The 19,500-nt window shown below is 73.6% G+C and carries 17 protein-coding genes; 4 read left to right on the top strand and 13 right to left on the bottom strand.

Annotated elements, in window-relative coordinates:
• Positions 1-46: 46 nt before the first annotated feature.
• The 8 genes from BV907_RS13155 to BV907_RS13120 all read right to left on the bottom strand — a co-directional run bounded on the left by BV907_RS13155 (position 47) and on the right by BV907_RS13120 (position 9,865).
• The gene (locus BV907_RS13155; RefSeq protein WP_077490156.1) at positions 47-1,834 is read right to left on the bottom strand and encodes a DEAD/DEAH box helicase; all 1,788 of its coding nucleotides are present in this window, start codon (positions 1,832-1,834) and stop codon (positions 47-49) included.
• Complete coding sequence (locus tag BV907_RS13150) at positions 1,831-3,318, bottom strand: MFS transporter (protein ID WP_139346761.1); 1,488 nt, start codon at positions 3,316-3,318, stop codon at positions 1,831-1,833. The genes BV907_RS13155 and BV907_RS13150 overlap by 4 nt, the downstream gene beginning before the upstream one ends.
• Positions 3,319-3,621 (bottom strand): DUF3039 domain-containing protein, encoded by a 303-nt coding sequence (locus BV907_RS13145; protein WP_077490154.1) that lies wholly within the window; start codon positions 3,619-3,621, stop codon positions 3,319-3,321.
• Between the two features lie 38 nt (positions 3,622-3,659).
• On the bottom strand, positions 3,660-4,442 hold the full coding sequence (gene nagB, locus BV907_RS13140; RefSeq protein WP_077490153.1) for a glucosamine-6-phosphate deaminase: 783 nt from the start codon (positions 4,440-4,442) through the stop codon (positions 3,660-3,662).
• A gap of 15 nt (positions 4,443-4,457) precedes the next feature.
• Positions 4,458-6,050 (bottom strand): transporter, encoded by a 1,593-nt coding sequence (locus tag BV907_RS13135; RefSeq protein ID WP_077490152.1) that lies wholly within the window; start codon positions 6,048-6,050, stop codon positions 4,458-4,460.
• Entirely contained in the window at positions 6,035-6,841 is an 807-nt protein-coding gene (locus BV907_RS13130) for an ABC transporter ATP-binding protein (protein ID WP_077490151.1), read from the bottom strand. The genes BV907_RS13135 and BV907_RS13130 overlap by 16 nt, the downstream gene beginning before the upstream one ends.
• A 109-nt stretch (positions 6,842-6,950) precedes the next feature.
• Positions 6,951-7,976 carry a co-chaperone YbbN gene (locus tag BV907_RS13125; RefSeq protein ID WP_077490150.1) on the bottom strand — a complete coding sequence of 342 codons (1,026 nt, stop codon included), beginning with the start codon at positions 7,974-7,976 and terminating at the stop codon, positions 6,951-6,953.
• A gap of 164 nt (positions 7,977-8,140) precedes the next feature.
• Positions 8,141-9,865, bottom strand: a complete 1,725-nt coding sequence (locus BV907_RS13120; RefSeq protein WP_245827955.1) for a DUF8094 domain-containing protein — start codon at positions 9,863-9,865, stop codon at positions 8,141-8,143.
• A 152-nt stretch (positions 9,866-10,017) separates the two neighbouring features.
• Between BV907_RS13120 and BV907_RS13115 the strand changes: the two genes are divergently transcribed.
• The gene (locus BV907_RS13115; protein ID WP_425441636.1) at positions 10,018-11,316 is read left to right on the top strand and encodes an AI-2E family transporter; all 1,299 of its coding nucleotides are present in this window, start codon (positions 10,018-10,020) and stop codon (positions 11,314-11,316) included.
• On the opposite strand, the gene BV907_RS13110 is transcribed toward BV907_RS13115, so the two are convergent.
• Both BV907_RS13110 and BV907_RS13105 read right to left on the bottom strand, forming a co-directional pair.
• A complete protein-coding gene (locus BV907_RS13110; RefSeq protein WP_077490149.1) occupies positions 11,313-12,113 on the bottom strand; it encodes an alpha/beta hydrolase in 801 nt (266 codons plus the stop codon). The genes BV907_RS13115 and BV907_RS13110 overlap by 4 nt on opposite strands.
• 17 nt (positions 12,114-12,130) lie before the next feature.
• A complete protein-coding gene (locus tag BV907_RS13105; protein ID WP_077490246.1) occupies positions 12,131-12,475 on the bottom strand; it encodes an ATP/GTP-binding protein in 345 nt (114 codons plus the stop codon).
• 97 nt (positions 12,476-12,572) lie between these two features.
• Here BV907_RS13105 and nucS point away from each other — a divergent pair, with 97 nt between their 5' ends.
• The 3 genes from nucS to BV907_RS13090 all read left to right on the top strand — a co-directional run bounded on the left by nucS (position 12,573) and on the right by BV907_RS13090 (position 15,105).
• On the top strand, positions 12,573-13,268 hold the full coding sequence (gene nucS, locus BV907_RS13100) for an endonuclease NucS (RefSeq protein WP_077490148.1): 696 nt from the start codon (positions 12,573-12,575) through the stop codon (positions 13,266-13,268).
• Between the two features lie 76 nt (positions 13,269-13,344).
• Positions 13,345-14,607 carry an N-acetylglucosamine-6-phosphate deacetylase gene (locus tag BV907_RS13095; RefSeq protein WP_077490147.1) on the top strand — a complete coding sequence of 421 codons (1,263 nt, stop codon included), beginning with the start codon at positions 13,345-13,347 and terminating at the stop codon, positions 14,605-14,607.
• Between the two features lie 294 nt (positions 14,608-14,901).
• Positions 14,902-15,105: a cold-shock protein gene (locus BV907_RS13090; RefSeq protein WP_077490146.1), complete on the top strand. Its 204-nt coding sequence runs from the start codon at positions 14,902-14,904 to the stop codon at positions 15,103-15,105.
• A 122-nt stretch (positions 15,106-15,227) separates the two neighbouring features.
• Here the strand turns inward: BV907_RS13090 and BV907_RS13085 are convergent, their stop codons facing one another.
• The 3 genes from BV907_RS13085 to BV907_RS13075 are packed head-to-tail and all read right to left on the bottom strand — an operon-like array spanning position 15,228 to position 19,494.
• The gene (locus BV907_RS13085; RefSeq protein WP_245827954.1) at positions 15,228-17,735 is read right to left on the bottom strand and encodes a bifunctional lysylphosphatidylglycerol flippase/synthetase MprF; all 2,508 of its coding nucleotides are present in this window, start codon (positions 17,733-17,735) and stop codon (positions 15,228-15,230) included.
• Positions 17,732-19,051 (bottom strand): alpha/beta hydrolase, encoded by a 1,320-nt coding sequence (locus BV907_RS13080; protein ID WP_077490245.1) that lies wholly within the window; start codon positions 19,049-19,051, stop codon positions 17,732-17,734. The genes BV907_RS13085 and BV907_RS13080 overlap by 4 nt, the downstream gene beginning before the upstream one ends.
• A gap of 11 nt (positions 19,052-19,062) precedes the next feature.
• A complete protein-coding gene (locus BV907_RS13075) occupies positions 19,063-19,494 on the bottom strand; it encodes a DUF2550 domain-containing protein (protein ID WP_077490145.1) in 432 nt (143 codons plus the stop codon).
• Positions 19,495-19,500: the final 6 nt, after the last annotated feature.

Genomic DNA, 19,500 nt, shown 5'->3' with positions numbered 1-19,500 from the left:
GCAACGCAGGGAGGTGACCCCGCAACGTGGGCGGACGGGGGGCGGCTCAGGTGCGGCCGACGAACCAGTCCCGGAGCTTGGCGAGCCGCGCCTGAAGCTGCTCCTCGCTCGCCTGCGCGACGGCGGGCCCGCCGCACAGCTCGCGCAGCTTGTTGTGCACCATGCCGTGCGGCGTGCCGGTCCGGGCGCTCCACGCCGAGACGTTCCTGGCGAGCTCGTTCCGCAGGTCCATGAGGAGGCGGTGGTCGGGCACTCCCGACGGGGAGGACGTTGCGGAGGACGTCGGCCGCTTGCTCCGCCGCGACACCTGCTCCTGCTGCCGCTGCCGCAGGAGCGTGGCCACCTGGTCCGCGTCGAGGAGGCCGGGGATGCCGAGGAAGTCGAGCTCCTCGTCGGAGCCGACCTCGCCGCCCGTGCCGAACTCGCCGCCGTCGAACAGGACCCTGTCGAACGCCGCCTGCGACTCGAGCGCCTCGTACTTGCCCTTCGTGAGCGTGTCGGAGGCCTTCTCCTCGCGGTTGGCCTCGTCGATGAGCGACTCTTCGAGGTCCATGAGCCCGTCCTCGTCGTTGACGGGGCGGTCCAGCGCGTGGTCGCGCTCGGCCTCCATCGTGTTGGCGAGGACGGTGAGCTGCGGCACCGACGGCAGGAAGACCGACGCCGTCTCCCCCCGCCGTCGTGCGCGCACGAAGCGGCCCACGGCCTGGGCGAAGAACAGCGGGGTCGAGGTCGACGTCGCGTAGACGCCCACGGCGAGACGGGGCACGTCGACGCCCTCGGACACCATGCGCACCGCGACCATCCAGCGCTGCTGCCCTTCGGCGAACTCCTCGATCTTGCCCGACGCCTTCGCGTCGTCGGAGAGGATGACCGACGGCGACTGGCCCGTGATCTTCTTCAGGAGCCCCGCGTAGGCGCGCGCGTCCTCGTGGTCGGTCGCGATGACGAGGCCGCCGGCGTCGGGGACGGAGCGGCGCACCTCGGTGAGCCGCCGGTCCGCCGCGGCGAGCACGGCCGGGATCCACTCCCCCTGCGGGTTGAGCGCGGTGCGCCAAGCCTGGGCCGTGACATCCTTGGTCACCGCGGCCTCGCCGAGGGAGGCGGCCATCTCCTCGCCCGCGCTCGTGCGCCAGCGCATCTGGCCCGAGTAGGCCATGAAGATGACGGGCCGCACGACGTGGTCGCGCAGCGCCTGCCCGTAGCCGTAGGTGTAGTCGGCCTTCGAGCGCCGGATCCCGTCCTTGTCCTCGGCGTAGTCCACGAACGGGATCGGCGAGGTGTCGGAGCGGAACGGGGTTCCCGTCAGGGCGAGGCGGCGGACGGCGGGGTCGAAGGCCTCGCGGAGCCCGTCGCCCCACGAGAGCGACTCGCCGCCATGGTGGATCTCGTCGAGGATCACGAGGGTGCGTGCGGCCTCCGTCTTGGCGCGGTGCAGGAGCGGCTTGCTCGCGACCTGGGCGTACGTGACCGCGACGCCCATGAAGCCACGCCCGTGCTGGCCGTCGGAGTTCTTGAAGTTGGGGTCGATCGCGATCCCGACGCGCGCAGCGGCGTCGGCCCACTGCCGCTTGAGGTGGTCGGTCGGGGCGACGATCGTGACTCGGTTGACGACGCCGCGCTCGATGAGGGTCGACGCGACCCGGAGCGCGAACGTCGTCTTGCCGGCGCCCGGCGTCGCGACGGCGAGGTAGTCGCGCGGGGCGAGGGCGAGGTACTTGTCGAGGGCCTCCTGCTGCCACGCGCGGAGCTTGGGGGCGGTGCCCCAGGCGGCGCGCTCGGGATATGCAGGGGGCAAAGAAGGTGGGGCAGGCCCGCCGAAGAGGGTGTCCGTCATGCGCGGGGGGCCTTCCGGTCGGCGGACGACGGCGCGTGCGTGCGCGTGCCGGCGAACGCGCCGACGAGGGCGGGAACCGCCAGGACCCCGGTCAGGAGGGCGAACCCGAGGGCCCCGGGAGTGCGTGAGGCGTCAAGCAGCAGGGCATAGAGGCTTCCGGCGCCGGCGGTTCCAATCACTCCACCGAGCATATCGGCCAACTGGAGGCTGGCCGAATTCCTCCCGCGCTCGGCCGCGTCGCTGAGGTCCAGCATCGCCACGGAGGTCGTGGACATGGCCAGGCCCATCCCCGCGCCGGCGAGGACCCACGCCGCCGGGATGGCCCACGCGGGCGCGGCTGCGGCGACGGACGCGGCGACAGCGGCGAGGCACGCGGCGACGGCGGCGGGCCCGAGCACGAGGTAGGCCGACCGCGGGAGCCAGGCGCGGGCCTGTGCGAACGAGCCGGCGGTCCAGCCGAGGGCGCCTCCGGTGAGCGCGAGGCCGGCGATCGAGGGCTCGAGCCCGTACCGGTCCACGAGCAAGAGCGGGATGAAGGCCTCGGCACCGAAGAACGCGAAGGTGATGAGCCCGCGCACGGCCATGACGGCCGGCAGCCCGCGCCGGGCGGTCCACGTGCCGCGGAGGATGAGACGCCGGGCGGCCCCCGCCGCGAGCGCGGCCCCCACGACGCCGACGACGGCGAGCAGCGCCGGCGCGGCTGCGCGCACTGGCGACGTCGGGTCGGCCGCGGCCACGGCCGCCCACTGGGCCCCGGCAATTCCGGCGGCGAGCACGAGTCCGAGGAGGGCGCGCCGTCGTCCATCCGTGGGCGAGCCGGACCCAGACGACTCATCGGGGGCGGGCGGGCCGAGCGAGCGGACGCGGGGCCAGACGAGGGCCATGGCGGCCACGACGATCGGGACGACGCCGAGGAAGGGCCAGCGCCAGCTCACGTGCTGGGCGAGCAGGCCCGAGACGTACGGCCCCACGAGGGACGGGACGACCCAGGCGGCGGAGAACCAGCCGAACATGACGGGCTGGAGCGCCGAGGGCAGCACCTGGCCGATGACGACATAAACGGCGACGATCATGAAGCCCGCGCCGAGTCCCGAGACCATGCGCCCGAGGGTGAACACGGCGAAGTCGGACGCCGCCCCGCCGAGGACGAGGCCGGCGCACATGAGGCCGAGTCCGGTCAGGAGCGCGGGGCGGGCGCCGCGGAGGTCGCACCAGGGCCCGGCAGCCGCGGTGGCGGCCATGGAGGCCGTGAGGAAGAGCGAGAACGCGAGCCCGTAGGCCCCCTGCCCGCCGAGCTCGGCTGCCACCACCGGCATCGCCGTCGTGACGGCCATGGCCTCGAACGCGCCGCACGTGACGATCGCGAGGAGCCCGACGACGAGCGCCCGGCGTGCGGGCGCCATCAGCCCGGCGCGCGGTCCGGCGTCCGCCGGGGCCTCCTCAGGGACGGCGCCGCGCCCGCGGGCGCGGCGAACGGGTGGCACTCAGGACTTGTCGTCGTCGCTGCCGGGGCGCAGGCCCTCGTAGATCTCCTTGCACGTGGGGCACACGGGGAACTTCTTGGGGTCGCGACCGGGCGTCCAGACCTTGCCGCACAGGGCGATCACGGGCTCGCCCGTCAGGGCGGACTCCATGATCTTCTCCTTGCGCACGTAGTGCGAGAAGCGTTCGCGGTCGCCCGGCTCGAGCTCTTCGCGCAGCTCCTCGCGCTCGATCGTGGCGGTCGAGCCGCCGCGGGAGGGGTCTCGGGGATCGGAGTCGAAGGGGTCTGGTGGCATCGTGGTCATGGACTCATGGTAGTCGCGCGGCCCTCACGGGTCCCGGGTCAGAGCTCCTGCCAGTCCGGCTTGTTGTCGTAGACATGCCGGTAGTAGTCGGCGAGCTTCAGGGAGGACGCGGCGGCGTTGTCGGTGATCACCGTCGCGTGGGGATGGAACTGGAGCACCGAGGCGACGCACATCGCGGAGACAGGCCCCTCGACCAGCCCATGGACGGCCTCGGCCTTCGTCGCCCCGGTGGCGACGAGCACGACGTGCCGTGCCTCCATGATGGTCCCGACGCCCTGGGTCACGACGTGGTGCGGAACCTCGGCAGGCGAACCGAAGAAGCGAGCGTTGTCCCGCCGGGTCTGCTCGGTGAGGGTCTTGATCCGCGTGCGGGACGCGAGCGAGGAGCCTGGCTCGTTGAAGCCGATGTGCCCGTCGGTGCCGATGCCCAGGATCTGCAGGTCGATGCCGCCCGCGGCCCGGATCTCGTCCTCGTAGGCCGCGCACGCCGCGGGCAGGTCCGCCGCGCCGCCGTCCGGGCTGTGCATGCGCGCGGGATCGAGCCCGACGGGGTCGGCGAAGTCGCGCCGGATCACCTCGCGGTAGGACTCGGGATGTCCGGGCGGCAGCCCGACGTACTCGTCGAGCGCGAAGCCGGTCGCGCGCGAGAAGTCGAGCCCCTCCTCGCGCACGAGGCGCGCGAGCTCCTCGTACACGGGCTGCGGCGAGGACCCCGTCGCGAGGCCGAGCACGGCGTCCGGCCGCGAGCGCACGAGCCGCGCGAACACCGAGGCCGCCATGCGGCCCACCTCGCGCGTGTCCCGGAGGATGACGATTTCCATGACCTTCCCCCTTCGTCACGCCACGCGCACGAGGGAAGCGTAGAGCTCGGGCCCCCGCGCGTCGAGCACGCGCCCGCCGAGGGCAGCTCCGCCGGCCAGGAGCGCCGCGCCGAGGACGGTGCCGACGGCGAGCGAGGCCCACCCGTAGGCGGGCTCGCCCGTCGCGAGCGCCAGCACCGTGAGGGCCACCTCCGGAGCCGCGAGGACGCAGAGGAGGACCATCCCTCCGCATTGGACGGCCATCGTGAGGCCCATGTTGCCCGCGGGCTTCTTGAAGGGGCTCTCCCCCGGCAGCGGCACCGCGACGGCGTAGCGGGCGGAGACGACGGAGGACAGGCCCGTCCCGCTCAGCAGGACGCCGACCGCGAGTCCGAGCACCGCGGGGAACGTTGCCCACTCCCCCGCGACGGCGAACGGCACTGCCGTGACGACGAGCGTCACCGGCAGCCCGAACGCCAGGAGCGCGAGGGCCCGGCCCCACCGGTCATCGCGCCCGCGCACGCCCGCGGCGAGGTGACCGGCGAAGGCCGTCGAGTCGTAGGAGACGTCGGCCGAGATGCTCCACGCGAGGACGAACGCGACGAGCGGGCCGCTCAGGGCGAACGGCCCCGCGAGCGGCCCGCCCCCGCCGTCCTGGCCGAGGGACGCAGCGTACAGGACGACGGGCAGGAGCGGGACGACGATGAGCCCGCCGCCGTAGCGGGGGTCGCGGACCCAGTAGACGAGGCTCCGCGCGGCCACGGCGCCGGCGGCCGTCGCGGGCACGAGGGCGAAGAGCCCGAGCCCGTCCCGGCCTCCCCGGGCCGCACGCGCACGCCCGCCGCTGCTCGGACGCACAAGGGCCCGTCCGAGGGTCCCGGACCAGGCCCACGCTGCGAGCGCCAGGGACGCGGCGGCGATGGCGAGCTTGGCGGCGGCCGTGGCCCCGAGGCCCTGGGCCGCGTCGGCGGGGGCGGAGAAGGCTGCACCGAGGGGCGTCCAGACGAGGACCTCGGCGGCCCCGCCCAGGGCGGCCACATCGGAGAGCGCGGGCAGCGCGAGGCTCACGAGGGGCGCGAGCAGCACGAGCGGGACAAGCAGGACGAGGCTGCTGCCGTCCCGGAAGCGGCGTGAGGCCGCGAGCTCCGAGGCGAGGCTCGCGACCAGCCGGCTCACGACGACGCACAGGCCCAGGGCGAGGGCCGCGCCGGCCACGGAGGCCGCGAAGGGCGCGAGCCCCCGTGTCCACGTGAGCGTCGTCGCGGCGAGGACGAGGGCCGTACAGAGGCCGGGCACGCCGATGAGCGCCGCCAGCGCGTGGCCCGCGAGCAGCTGCCCGCGCGGGATCGGGTAGGGCGCGAAGCGGGCGGGGTCGAGCGTGAGGTCCACGCCGGCGACGGCGATCGGGGCCAGGGCCCAGACGGCCACGAGCGCCGAGCCGCCCAGGACCAGGGCCGTCTCCGCCGTCGCCGCGTCCGCGAAGCGCAGGGCCGCGAGCCCCACGGCGCAGGCGGTGACGAGGCCGAACCCGTACAGGGTGGCGATGCCCAGCCCGACCGCCTGCCACACGTTCCGGCGCAGGCCGTTGGCCAGCAGGAGCAGCTTGAGCGAGATCAGGTGCGCAACCATGTCAGCCCCTCCGTGCGGCCCGGCCCGCCGACGAGCTCGACGAAGCGCTCCTCGAGGGTCGAGCCCGCCCGGACCTCGTCCACGGTCCCGGCGGCGAGGATGCACCCGGCCGCGACGACGGCGACGTGGTCGCACATGCGCTGGACGAGGTCCATGACGTGGCTCGAGACGATCACGGACCCGCCCCCCGCGACGAAGTCCGCAAGGATGCCGCGGATGTTCGCCGCCGAGACCGGATCGACCGACTCGAACGGCTCGTCGAGGACGAGGAGGCGCGGGGCGTGCACGAGCGACGCCGCGAGGGCCGCCTTCTTCGCCATGCCGGCGGAGTAGTCGACGACGAGCGTCGCCGCGGCGTCGGCGAGCCCGAACGCCTCGAGCAGCTCGTGCGTCCGCTCGACCGCGGTGCGCCTGTCGAGCCCGTGCAGGAGCGCGGCGTAGGTGATGAGCTGCGCGCCCGTGAGCCGGTCGAAGAGGCGCACGCCGTCCGGCAGGACCCCCATGAGCCGCTTGGCGGCCAGCGGGTCACCCCACACGTCGACGCCGAAGACGTGCGCCGTCCCGGCGTCGGGGCGCAGGAGGCCCGTGGCGATGGACAGCGTGGTCGTCTTCCCCGCGCCGTTGGGCCCGACGAGCCCGTAGAGGGAGCCGACGGGGACATCGAGGCTGATCCCGCTGACCGCTGGCTTTCCGCCGAAGGCCTTGACGAGGCCGCGCAGCGACAGGGCGGCGGAGGGGACAGCGGCTGGCGAGGGGGCAGAGGCCGCCGACGGCGGGACGAGGCCACTCATGGCCCCACGCTAGCAAGGCGCCCGGCGCCGCGGGATCCTCCGCGAGGACGAGGCCGACCTCATCCGCGGGGAGGATCCTGCGGGGCCGGGGTCGGAAGAGCGCCCGGGGTCAGAAGAGAGCCCGGGCCAGCTGCGCCCTGGCCGCCGACACGCGTGGGTCCGTCCCGCCGACGATCTCGAACAGCTCGAGCAGGCGCACGCGGGTTCGCTCGCGGTCGTCCCCCGCGGTTCGCCCCACGAGGCCCACGAGCCGAGCGAAGGCGTCCTCGACGTGCCCGCCCATGATGTCGAGGTCCGCGACGGCGAGCTGGGCCTCGACGTCGTCCGGGGCATCCGCGGCCGCGGCACGGAGCCGGTCTGCGGCGGGCTGGTCGATCCCCGCGCCGCGGGCCATGAGCTGGACCTGCGCGAGGCCGGCCTTGGCCTCGCGATCCGCGGGCTGCTCGGCGAGTGCCTTGCGGTACGCGGCCTCGGCCGCGGCGAAGTCCCCGCGGTCGATGGCGTCGAAGGCCTCCTGGTGCAGGGGCGGGAGCTCGGGCTCGGCGGGCGCGCCCGCTCCCTGCGCCGGGCCCCCCGCGCTGCCGGTGACCCCGTTCGCCGCGGCGACGCGCAGGAGCTCGTCGAAGAGCTGGCGCGCCTGCGCCTCGGCGGCGGTGCCCTGGAACAGCGGGATGGGCTGGCCCTTGAGGATCGCGACGGCGGTCGGCACGGCCTGCGCCTGGAACGCCTGGGCGAGCTGCGGGAAGGCCTCGACGTCCGCCGTCGCGTAGAGGAGACGGCCCGCGTAGGAGGCGACGATGCCCGCGAGCTCGTCCCGGGCGCGCAGCGACTCTGGAGAGTAGGACGCCCACAGGAGCACGACGACGGGCACCTCGCCCGAGCGCTGGACGAGCTCGGGGAAGCTGCTCTCGTCGATCTCGACGGCTCCGGCGGCGCCTGCCTCAGCGCCGGAGGCCGCCTCGGCTCCCGCGCCCGGGGCGCCCGCGAGGGACTCGTCCGGGGGGGTCGTGCCGGAGGCCGGCGCCTGGGGCGAGGCGGGCGGCGAGGCCGTGGCGCGGGCCTTGAGGGCCGAGAGGTCGACGGCGCCGCGGAGGTTCAGCTGCGGCTGGGGCTGGCGGGAACCGGGAACGCTCATGACTCCACCTTAGCGAAGCCCAGAGAACGGGCAGCAACGTCCGGGAGCGACCAGGGGCGCCGGCCGCACACGCGGCCGGCGCCCTTGGCACCTGTGCTTCGAGCCGTGCTCACGGGGCCGTGCTCACGGGAGCCGTGCCCGTGGGAGCCGTGCCCGGGTGCCCATCAGCCCACGCTCGCCCCGGAGAGGTTGCGCGTCGCCCCGATGAGGGTCACGTTCTGGCTGGCGCCCTCCTTGGGCACGTAGAGCATGACGGTCTCGCGGAAGGTGAGCACCATCTTGGACGTGGCCTCCTTGCCGCCGGCGAGCGCGGCAGCGTCGTCGGCAAGGGTCACCTTGTCGCCCTCGGCCTTGGGCGTGCCCTCGACGGTGAAATCGAGAGGCGCGAGGACGATCGCCCCGCCGTCGGCCGTGCGGAACGCGACCGCCTCGTCGCCCACGAGGGAGTGGCTGAAGGCGAAGTCGCCGTTGGGGCTGCTCGCGACGATGTCGGCCTGGTAGCCCTGCGTGTCCGCGATGTACGCGTTCTCGGGGATGCGGTCCTTCCAGCTGCTGTCCGGGGACGTGAGCCGGTCGGCGAGCCCGGCGATGGCCTCCCCGGGGGTGTTGACGAGGCCGGCCTTGTCATCGAGCGGGAGCTGCTCGACGCCCGCGCGCGACGTGCTCGGGAAGGTCGCGCCCGGCAGGAGGGGGGCCGCCTCGATGAGCTTGTAGTTCTCGCGGGCGCTCGCCTGCCGCAGCGTCAGCAGCTGGGGCGTTGTGTTGCCCTCGCCCTGGGTCACGGCGACGACGGTGCGGGGCCACTCGCGGCGCGTCGTGACGACGCTCGTGAGCAGGTCGGACGCCCGGACCGGGGAGAGCGCGGGGGCGCTCGCAACGGCGGCGCGCACCTTGTAGTTCTGCGTGCGGGTCAGCAGGGCGGTGCCGTCGACGCGCGGGGCGAGCTTGGCGGCGTCCTTCGCGTCGTCGCCGGCCTGGACCGCGTTGCCGGTCTGCTCGAGGATGCGGGTGAGCTGCTCGTCGATGAGGACCTTCTCGGAGGCGGCCGGGGCGGGGGACGTCGCCGCGTTCGCGGCGGGCACCGCGGCCCCGAGCCCGGCAAGGCCAGCGACGATGGCCGTCCCCGCCGCCGCGGCGCGCAGGCCGCGGCCCTGGGCACCCCGGTCGCGGGGGGCGGACGACGGCCCCGCCATCCGCGGCGCGGAGCCCGGGCGACCGCGCCGGGTGGGAGCAGCCGGCCAGCCGGCCTGCGGGCGGCGGGCGGCGGAGCCGCGGCCGATGCCGGAGCCCGGGCCGCGGCGCGCACCGAGGAGGACGAGGGCGACGGCCGCGAGGATCGCGAGGGCGCCGACGACGATGAGCGGGACGCCCCACGGGGTGGTCGCGTTGCTCGGCCACGTGATCGTCACGTCGCGGGGCGCCGGCGCGGAGCCGTCGCTCGCGAGCAGGAGCTGCCACTCGCCGTCGTCCGGGAGCTCCCAGCGGTACTCGAGGGTGCCGGACGCGCTCTGGCTCGCAGCGAAGAGGTCGGCGCCGGCGGGGTCCGGCGAGGTCGCCTCGCCGTCGGTGTGGGCGACCGTGAGGGTGCGGCCGTCCTCCGACGCGCCGTCGATGGTGTTGTGGGCCGCCGGGCCGACCCAGGCCTCGATGTCATCGGGCCGGGCCGCGGAGAGCGTGAAGCTTCCTTCGGAGCGGACCGTGAGGGTTGCATCGCCTCCACGCAGGTCGCGCAGCCCCGTGTCGATGACGGTCAGCGGGGCGTCCTGGGCGTCGGCCGGGAGCACGGCGGTCACATGCTCGTCGGGAGCCCACCAGGAGAGCTGGCCGATGCCGGCCACGAGGGCTATGAGGCCGAGCAGCAGGATCGCAGCTGCGGTCTTCAGTCGCACGGGTACACCTTTGCGTTGGGGACACAGACCCTCCAATGGTAACCAAATCGTGATCAAAAACCCGATCCGGACCGGCTGGTAGGGTGGCCGGAGGGCTGCGACGGCTTCCGGCGCGGGCCTGGACGAGGTCACCCAAGGGGAAGGCGCATCCTGTGGCAGAACACCGCCAGGCCGGGTCGGACGCGGCCGGCGGCAACAGCGGGGGGGACTCCTCCTCGACCGGCCAGGGCGGCCTCCCGCCCCAGCCGCACGGCGGGTTCGGGGCATTCCTCCACGGTGCGGCCCGGAAGCTGAGAACGCCCCTTCCCGGAGCGCAGCCGCGCGTGCGCTTCGAGATGCCGCCGGAGCGCGGGGGCGAGGAGACCGCCACGGAGCCGTCCGAGGCCGCGCCGTTCGGCAGGCCGGGGCCACGGATGTCGAGCAAGCACCCGCTGTACATGGGCTTCATGGGCACCGTCGGCGTCGGGATCGCCCTCGCGCTCTACTACATCGCGTCCCATACGACGCAGCTGCTCCTGTGGATCCTCGCGGCGCTCTTCATCGCCCTCGGCCTCGACCCCGTCGTGCGCTGGCTCGAGAGGCGGCGCGTTCCCCGCGCCGTCGGCATCGCGGGGACGATCCTGGGCCTCTTCGCCGTCCTCGGGGCCTTCTTCGGCACACTCATCCCGACCATGATCGAGCAGGTGGGCGAGCTCGTGGGCAACGTCCCCCGATGGATCCAGGACGTCCTCGAGTCCGACTTCTACCGCAGCATCGACGAGCAGTTCGGGGTCAAGGACCGCGTGACCGAAGAGCTGCAGAAGCTCGGGCAGAACTCGGAGGCCATCACGAACGTGTTCGGCGGCGTGCTCGGATTCGGCACGACGGTCGCCAACTCGCTCTTCGGCGTGCTCATCGTCGTCGTCCTGAGCCTGTACTTCCTCTCGGCCCTGCCCGCCATGAAGGCGTGGAGCTTCCGGCTCGCGCCGCGCTCGCGCCGACTCCGCGTCGAGGCCCTGAGCGAGGAGATCACGCGCTCGGTCGGCAACTACGTCATCGGCCAGGTGTGCGTCGCCGTCCTCAACGCGACCTTCGCGTTCGTCGTCATGGGGCTCCTGGGAATCCAGTTCGCGGCCCTGCTCGCGTTCGTCGTCGGCTTCCTCGCGTTCATCCCGCTCGTCGGCGGGGTCGTCGCGGGCGTGCTCATCTCGCTCGTCGCGCTCACGGGCGGCTGGCAGACGGCGCTCGTCCTGGCGATCGCGTACTTCGCCTATCTGCAGTTCGAGGCATACTTCATCTCGCCTCGGATCATGCAGAAGGCGGTCGCGGTCCCGGGGTCCGTCGCGGTCATCTCGGTCATTGCCGGCGGCAGCCTCCTGGGCGTCCTCGGGGCGCTCATCGCGATCCCCACGGCGGCCGCGATCATGCTCCTCGTCAGAGAGGTCTACATCGTCCGGCAGGACCAGCACTAGCCGACGGCCGTCGCGACCGGGCCGTCCCACGACGTCGGGAGCCCCTCGGCGCCCGAGCCGGCGTCGGTGACCTCGTCCACGATCTCGCTGAGGGCGCGGTGGACGAACTTCTCCCCCACCCAGAGGTGCTTGGCGCCGTCGACGCCGACGACGCGCGCCTGGGGGACCCGGGCGAAGCGGTCGGCCGCCTCGGCGGGGCGCAGGTAGTCGTCGTGCTCGGGGACGAGCGCCGTGAGCGGTCGACCCGCGGCGGCCCACGCGTCGAGGTCGGCGTCGACGGCCCGGTGGAGGGGCGGGGAGAGCAGGACGGCGCCCTCGGTCGCCCCGGCGACGGGCTCGACCGCCCCGTACTTGAGCGCGAGCTCGGTGCCGAAGGACCAGCCCACGAGCCAGCGCGCCGGGAGGCCGCGCTCGACGGCGAACCCGACGGCGGCCTCGACGTCGGCGCGCTCGCCCACGCCCTCCTCGAAGCGGCCCTCGCTCGTCCCGCGTGGGCTGGAGGTCCCGCGCGTGTTGAAACGCAGGACCGCAAGGCCCGCGAGCGCGGGGAGGCGGAAGGAGGCCTTGCGGAAGACGTGCGAGTCCATGAAGCCGCCGTGCGTGGGCAGCGGGTGGAGCGTCACGAGCGTCGCCTCTGGCTCCCGGTCCGCCGGGAGGGCCAGCTCGCCGACGAGCGTCAGGCCGTCCTGCGTGCGCAGCTCGATGTTCTCCCGGCGCGCGGGGAGGACCGTGTTGGCGCGGATCTCGACAGGGCCTGCGGACGGGCTGAACTCATAGGACGCGGGGTCGAAGGGCATGGTGACAGCCTAGCGATTCACCGGAACCTGTACTTGCGGGTGCGCCAGCAGTGCGTGTGCCAGTGCCTGCGCTCGGCGATCCCTGCGGCCTCGCCGAAGAGGTGGTCGTCGGCCCAGACCACGAGGTGCGCCGTACCGGGCGGGATCGTGCGCGAGCAGCCCGGGCACGTGTAGTCCTTGGCCGCGCTGCGCGTCGTGACCCGGCGGACCCGCCACTCGCCGTCGGGCGCGGACTCGAGCCGCGCGAAGCCGGCAAGCACGCGCTCGGGGTCGAAGTCTTCGCGGTCCTCGCTTCGGTCCACTGCCTCCCGCGCGGTGCGGGGCGGCGACGGACGGCGGCGGGGACGGTTGGAGCGGGGCATGGTCACCATTGTGCCGTGCCCCAGGACTGTGCCCTTCCCCGGCGACGTTCCGGGCCGCCGCCCGGGCGGGCCACGGCGGCTCCGGTAGAGTGCTCGGGTGCGACTCGTCATTGCCCGGTGCTCCGTGGACTACGTCGGCCGGCTCAAGGCCCACCTCCCGCTCGCGACCCGGCTGCTCGTAGTCAAGGCGGACGGCTCGGTCCTCGTGCACTCGGATGGCGGCTCGTACAAGCCGCTCAACTGGATGAGCCCGCCCGCGACCCTGCGCGTGAGCACGCCCGAGGAGGCCGAGCTCGAGACGGGCGTCGTCGAGCAGTGGTCGGTCCAGTCGGCCAAGACGGACGACCGCCTCATCGTGAACATCCACGAGCACCTGCACGACTCGAGCCACGAGCTCGGGATCGACCCGGGCCTCATCAAGGACGGTGTCGAGTCCGACCTCCAGCGGCTCCTGGCCGAGCAGATCGAGACGCTCGGCCCCGGTTTCACGCTCATCCGCCGGGAGTACTTCACGGCGATCGGGCCGGTCGATATCCTCGCCCGCGACGCCGCGGGCGCCACCGTCGCCGTCGAGCTCAAGCGCCGCGGCGACATCGACGGCGTCGAGCAGCTCACGCGCTACCTCGACCTGCTCAACCGCGACCCGCTGCTCGCCCCCGTGCGAGGCATCTTCGCGGCCCAGCAGATCAAGCCCCAGGCCCGCGTGCTCGCCCAGGACCGCGGGATCGACTGCGTGACGCTCGACTACGACGCGATGCGCGGCGTGGATGACGTCGAGTCCCGCCTCTTCTGAGCGTCGGCGCCTTCTGCCACCGTGCTCCAACGCCGGTAGGACCGGCGCCGCAAGGGCACTCCCCTAAGATCGTGCTATGACCTCTGCCACGCCCCCGCCCCCCGAAGCCGGCGCCCTGGTCCGCCTCGTCGCGCGCGGGCGCATCGTGAGCGACGGGATGGCGATCGACGGCGGCGTCGTCGCCACCGAGGACGACCGGATCGTCTTCGCGGGCCCCAGCACTGAGTTTGATGCCGAATTCGGCGCCGAGTTCGGCGGGACCGAGCTGGACCTCCCGGCGGACGCGGTCCTGATGCCGGGGCTCGTCGACCTGCACTGCCACGGCGCCGCGGGCGTCGACTTCCCGAACGCCGATGAGGACGAGGCGAGGCGGGCCCTCGCGTTCCTGCACGGGCGGGGCACGACGACGCTGCTCGCGAGCCTCGTCACGGCGCCGCGCGAGGCGCTGCTCTCCGGCATCGGCCTCTTCTCGCGCCTCGACGCCGAGGGCCTCGTCGCGGGGATCCACCTGGAGGGCCCGTTCCTCTCGCACGCGCGCTGCGGCGCCCAGAATCCCGACTTCCTCCTCGCCCCTGACGTCGACCTCGCCGCCGAGCTCATCGAGGCCTCGGACGGCCGACTCGTCACCATGACCTACGCCCCCGAGCTCCCCCGGGCCGCGGCCCTCGTGGACCTGCTCACGGCACACGGCGTCACGCCCTCGCTCGGTCACACGGACTGCGACGACGCGACCGCCGCGGCGTCCCTCGAGCAGGCCCGGGACGGCCTCGCGGCCGCGGGGTTCGACGGCGCCGAGGGCATTCCGACCGTCACGCACCTCTTCAATGGGATGCCCAGCCTGCACCACCGCGCCCCCGGGCCCGTCGCCGCCTGCCTGCGCGCGGCGTCGCGGGGAGGCGCCGTCGTCGAGCTCGTGGCCGACGGCGTCCACCTCGACGCGGCGACGGTGCGCACCGTGTTCGAGCTCGTCGGGGCGGCCAACATCGCCCTCGTGACGGACTCGATGGCCGCCGCAGGGCTCGGCGACGGGCACTACACGCTCGGCCCCTCCGCCGTGACCGTCGATGACGGGGTCGCGACCCTCGACGCAACGGGCTCGATCGCGGGCGGCACCGCGACCCTCATCGAGGTCGTCGCCCAGACAGCTGCGATGGGTGTCCCGCTCGAGGAGGCCGTCGTCGCGGCCACGGCCGTGCCCGCGGCCGTGCTCGGCCGCTCGGACGAGATCGGCAGCCTGCGCAGGGGGCTCCGCGCCGACCTCGTGGCCGCCGACGCCCAGCTGCGGCCGCTCGCCGTCGTGCGCGCCGGCAGACTCCTGGGCGCCTCCCGCGGCGTGTAGGCATCGCCTGAACGACACTGCCCCCTGGCGAGGGGACGGGCGTTTTACGTGCCGTTACCGGAAATTCTCCAAATGTCTGCGGAAAACATGTCAATGCCGTTGACCGGCGTTCTGACATCGTGATTGGCTAGGACCAGTCTTGATGTAGGTAGCAGTGTTTTTCCATGCAATGCATGCTCGCAAGACCGTTGCGAGCGTGGAGTTCCCGGCTAGACCGGGTCCTCCCGCGGAGTAACTCGACCGGCGCAGAAAGCGCCGGTGTCCCGTTGCAATTCCACAGGAGAACGCAAGGTCATGGCACAGGGAACCGTCAAGTGGTTCAACGCTGAGAAGGGCTTCGGCTTCATCACCCCGGACGACGCTGAGGCTGACGTCTTCGTCCACTACTCGGAAATCAAGTCGAACGGCTTCCGCACGCTCGAGGAGAACCAGCGCGTCGAATTCGAGATCGGCCAGGGCGCCAAGGGCCCGCAGGCCACGGGCGTCACCGCCCTCTGATCGACGCCACTGCGTCTCGACAGCGCAGCGATGGGCCCCGGAGAAATCCGGGGCCCATCGTCGTCTCGTGCGCAACGCCCGCGACACATTATTAACGTGAGCTGTAAATAAACTTTCGCCGCTCAGCCCACGAGGCTGCGCAGGAGCCGCATGCGGTGCCTCATCGTGAGCCCGGGAAGGTAGGCGGCCGCGAGCGCCTGCCCGATCGCGGGCAGCTGGAGTGGGTCCTGGTAGTACATGTAGAGCGCGTGGTACTCGGGCTGGAACCGCGACTTGAACTTGGCGAGCGAGCGGAAGCCGTAGACGGGCTCGAGGACGCGGCCGACGGCGTCGAGGATCCTCGAGAGCAGCTCGTCGCCGCGGTCGACCGCGGCCCGCTCCCCCGTCGGGTCCGCCGCGAGCGGCGAGCCCGAGAGCGAGATCCACTCGACCGAGGAGCGCAGCTCCGTGACGGCCGAGGAGATGAGGAACTCCATGACGCCCGGGAAGCCGTCGGGGCCGCGGCGCATGAAGTCCAGGGTCCAGCCGACGATCCGCTCGTGCTCGAAGACCGGCAGCCAGCTCGTGACCCCGTGGAGCCGCTCCTCGTCGTCGAGCGCGAGGCACAGCCTGACGTCGGGGTCATCGAGCTCGTCGAGGCCGCCGAGCGTGAACCCCATGTCCGGCAGGGCCTTCTGTGCGGACCACTCCTCCGACAGGACGCTCAGCTGGGCGCGCTGGGACGGAGCGAGCTCGTGGTAACGCGTCCAGACGGCGCGCACCCCGAGCTTGCGGGCACGGTTGACGGCGGTGCGCACGTTCTGCCACTCCTTGCCCACGAACTCGAGCTCGCGCACGGACAGCCGCGTCTCCTGGGCCACCTCGACCCTCCTGAAGCCCTTCGCGCGGAGGGTCGGCCAGAGCTCATCCGTGACCGAGTAGAAGCAGGGGATGAGGGCGTGCTCGGCGCAGTGGGCGATGAACTCGGTGACCGCGGTCGGCCCGCGTCCCGGCGCCCCGATCGGCCCCGCGACGGAGAGTGCGACGGCGCCGTGCTGCTGGAAGGCGAGCCCCGCCGTCGCGTGCGAGTCGAACCAGAAGCTGTTGGGCGGCCACAGCGTCATCCAGGACAGCGAGCCCCCGCCCTTGCGGGCGAGCGAGCGGGCGAGCTCGAGGCTGTCGTCGCGCGTCCCGAGGGTCTGCCGCCCGCGCAGGACGGCGAAGGCGACGATGACGAGCGCCGCGGCCCACAGGATGAGCCCGCTGTGCGTGAACAGCCACAGCTCGGCGTCGCCGCGGCCGCGGAACGCCGCCGCGTAGCTGCTCGGGATCGGCGCCGGGAGGTACTGCCGGACCAGCTCCGCGGCGAGGCCCCAGATGCCGTCCCGCCGCCCGGCCCCGCCGCCCTGCCACCACAGGAGGGCGTACGAGAGCACGAGGGCGAGGCCGAGGCCGGCCCCCACGATCTCGAGCCGGCGGCGCAGGCCGCGGGCTGTCTCGACGCGGAACAGGTCGCGGCCGAGCCAGAGGACGGCTCCGAGGGCGACGGCCGTGAGCGCGATCGGCAGGAGGTGCACGAACCCCGACGTCACGATGCCGAGGCGCGGAGTGCGCGGCGTGAAGGGGATCCGGAGGAAGAGCGCGAGGTAGCCGACCGCAAGGGCGCCGATCGCAAGCTGGACCGCGACGGCGACGCGCAGGGCCACGGAGCGCCCGCGCCGCAGGCCCTCCGCGCACACGAGCAGGATGAGCATGGGCACGAGCGCCGTCGCGTAGCCGACCGGCGAGAGGGCATTCGGCTGGGCCGCCTGGAGGCACGCGGCGTCGACGGCGCCCCGGCAGTCCTCCTGGAGCTGGGTGAGCGCGGGCAGGGGGTTCAGGACGATGTCCCGCACGAGTGCGAGCGGCCCCGAGGGGCTGCGCGAGAGGGCCGTCAGGACCGGGCCGACGGCGGCGAGCGTCACGAGCAGGGCCAGGAGGTTGCGCCGCTCGCGCACGCTCGGGAGGACGACGTGCGGCTCGGGATGGGCCGCCGCGGACCACCAGCAGGCCACGAGCCCGAGGAGCGCCCCGGTGAGTCCGAGGACAGTCTCCGAGTGCCCCACGTAGAGGGTGAGCATGCCCGCGATCCCGAGGACGGCAGCGCGCAGCCGGCGCCGCCAGAGGACGCCGAGGGCTGGGCTCGCCGCCATGGCCGCGAACAGGGCCGCGGGGTAGGGGCCGAGCACGGGGTCCTCGACCATCGACCCGAGCCACCCGTCGCCGCCGAGCCGTGCGAGCTGCGTGACGGCGAAGAACACGGTGATCGAGGCGACGTGGCCCCCCACGAAGAGTGCGGCGGCCCGGAGCGCTCCATAGGCCGTCTCGGCGACGGGGACGAGGACGGCGAGGACCACAGTCGCGGCGGCGTAGGCGAGCGGGTTCGTGACGAAGAAGATCGACGTGACGGCGCCCCACCACTGGCCCGAGCGCAGCGAGCCGATGTCGCCCCCGACGACCGCGAGGACGTCCTCGGGCGGGCCAGCGAGGATGCTCCCGGTCGCGAGTCCGACCACCCAGAGCGCCGCGATGAGCGAGACGGTGAGGGGGACCTTGCGGACGCTGCGCGCCGCGGCCACGGCCGCCGCCCCTGCGGTGCCCCGGAGGCTCACGGCAGGCCCCAGCGCTCGGCGAGCCGCTCGAGCCCGACGGGCATGGCCTTGCCGATCATCTCCCACGAATGGCCCTCGCCGGGCACGACCTCCTCGTGCACGTCGGCCCCGCCGCCCCTGGCCTGGCCAGCGATGACCTGCGCCTGCGAGACGAAGTCCGGGTCTCGGCCGCCCGCGGCGAGGAACAGGAACTGGCCCTCATGGCCGCCCTGGGCGAAGAAATGTGAGGGGAGCTGATCCTCGAAGGCGGCCGTGTCGCCGTCGAACGCCCCCTGGATCGTCTTCGACCGCTCCTTCGCGAGCGCCGGCTCCTTCTCGGCCGCGAAGGCGAGGGCCGAGCCGAACGCCTCGGGGTGCTTCGCGAGGAGCTGGACGGAGCACGTCGCGCCGAAGGAGAAGCCGCCGGCCGCCCACGCGCGCGCGTCCGTCGCGACGCTCAGGTGCTCCTTGACCCACGGCACGACGTCGTCGAGGAGGTACGTCTCGGCCCGGCCCAGCTTCGTGTCCATGCAGAGCGTGTTGGCCGAGGGGTTCCCGATCGGGTCCGCGACGACGACGACCGGCGCCACGCCGCCGTGCTCACGGGCGAAGCGGTCCATGCGGCCGCGCAGCTGACCGCCGGTGAGCCAGTCGGCCGGCCCGCCGGGCTGCCCCGCCATGAGGACGAGGACCGGCAGCTCAGGGCGGACGGCGGCGGAATACGCCGGGGGGAGGTAGACGAAGGCCTCGCGGGCGGCGAATCCCGAGGCCGCGTTGGGAAGCCGCACGCGCCGCAGCTCGCCCGTGGGCGGGAGCTCCTCCGGGGCGGTCCAGCCGGTCAGCGGCACGCTCGAGGCTCCCCCGCGCTCGAGGGCCGGTTCGAGGGCCTCGATCCGGCTCAGGCTCGAGCCTGTCAGGTCTCCGACCGTGAGGTTGAGGCCGAAGTAGGCGTTGATCTGCTGCGCGGCCAGGAGGGCGACGGCGAGTGCGGACGCCACGGCAAGGGTCCGGCGGCCCCACGAGCGCGCCGAGCGGCCCCAGCGCACGAGGCACGCGGCGGCGAGGAGCACGCCGAAGAGGCCGAGGCCCGTGAAGAACAGGACCTCGGGCGGCAGGTCCGAGGGGAAGACGCTCGCGATGTCCACGAGGAATCGGTGGACGAGGAGCGTGAGGGCGGGGGCGGCGAGGGCCGCACCTGCGAGGAGGGCCGCGCCGCGTACGCGCGGGCGGCGGGAGACGAGGCTCCAGGCGAGGTAGGCGACGCCGGCTGCGGCGAGGGCCCAGCAGGCCACCGCGACGGGGCCGTCCACCACGCGCAGCTCGAGCACGGCGTCCATCGCGTCGCGGCTCAGCGCCAGTGGCCGACGCCCACGACGGGCCCGGCCTCGAGCCAGGCGGCGAGGCCCGCGTAGGCGTTGAAGTCCATTGCGAAGCGGACGCTCTCGTCGAAGTAGCGGAGGTCGACGATCACGACGTCGGACTGGACCTTGGCCCGCTCATCCTCTGTGGGGGCGCGCCGCCCGAGCAGCTCGAGGGAGCTGCGGGTGAAGCGGTGCTTGGCCACGGGACTGAGCGAGAGCAGGTGGAACCATTCCAGTTCGGCGTCCTGATAGCGGCAAACCCCCATCCGCCACGGCCCGGAGGCCATGGAGATGGAGGCGTCCACCGTCCCCAGGGTGCGCCGCAGGACGGCGCGGCGCACCCCGAGGACACAGAGCATCGCTGCAAGGAGCAGGAAGACCGCTGCCAGAACGATGAACGGAATGGCGGATTCGTCCATCGAGGT

It is taken from the genome of Sinomonas mesophila (assembly GCF_001999765.1).
Classification (GTDB): Bacteria; Actinomycetota; Actinomycetes; order Actinomycetales; family Micrococcaceae; genus Sinomonas; species Sinomonas mesophila.
This window is presented reverse-complemented; position numbering and strand designations above follow the sequence as displayed.

Coding starts and splice junctions, on each gene's coding strand:
- BV907_RS13095 (WP_077490147.1), top strand. CDS start 13,345: ATGACCTCTGCCACGCCCCCGCCCCCCGAAGCCGGCGCCCTGGTCCGC.
- BV907_RS13110 (WP_077490149.1), bottom strand. CDS start 12,113: ATGCCCTTCGACCCCGCGTCCTATGAGTTCAGCCCGTCCGCAGGCCCT.
- BV907_RS13155 (WP_077490156.1), bottom strand. CDS start 1,834: ATGACGGACACCCTCTTCGGCGGGCCTGCCCCACCTTCTTTGCCCCCT.
- nagB (WP_077490153.1), bottom strand. CDS start 4,442: ATGGAAATCGTCATCCTCCGGGACACGCGCGAGGTGGGCCGCATGGCG.
- BV907_RS13105 (WP_077490246.1), bottom strand. CDS start 12,475: ATGCCCCGCTCCAACCGTCCCCGCCGCCGTCCGTCGCCGCCCCGCACC.
- BV907_RS13130 (WP_077490151.1), bottom strand. CDS start 6,841: ATGAGTGGCCTCGTCCCGCCGTCGGCGGCCTCTGCCCCCTCGCCAGCC.
- BV907_RS13135 (WP_077490152.1), bottom strand. CDS start 6,050: ATGGTTGCGCACCTGATCTCGCTCAAGCTGCTCCTGCTGGCCAACGGC.
- BV907_RS13125 (WP_077490150.1), bottom strand. CDS start 7,976: ATGAGCGTTCCCGGTTCCCGCCAGCCCCAGCCGCAGCTGAACCTCCGC.
- BV907_RS13080 (WP_077490245.1), bottom strand. CDS start 19,051: ATGGACGCCGTGCTCGAGCTGCGCGTGGTGGACGGCCCCGTCGCGGTG.
- BV907_RS13145 (WP_077490154.1), bottom strand. CDS start 3,621: ATGACCACGATGCCACCAGACCCCTTCGACTCCGATCCCCGAGACCCC.
- BV907_RS13090 (WP_077490146.1), top strand. CDS start 14,902: ATGGCACAGGGAACCGTCAAGTGGTTCAACGCTGAGAAGGGCTTCGGC.
- BV907_RS13075 (WP_077490145.1), bottom strand. CDS start 19,494: ATGGACGAATCCGCCATTCCGTTCATCGTTCTGGCAGCGGTCTTCCTG.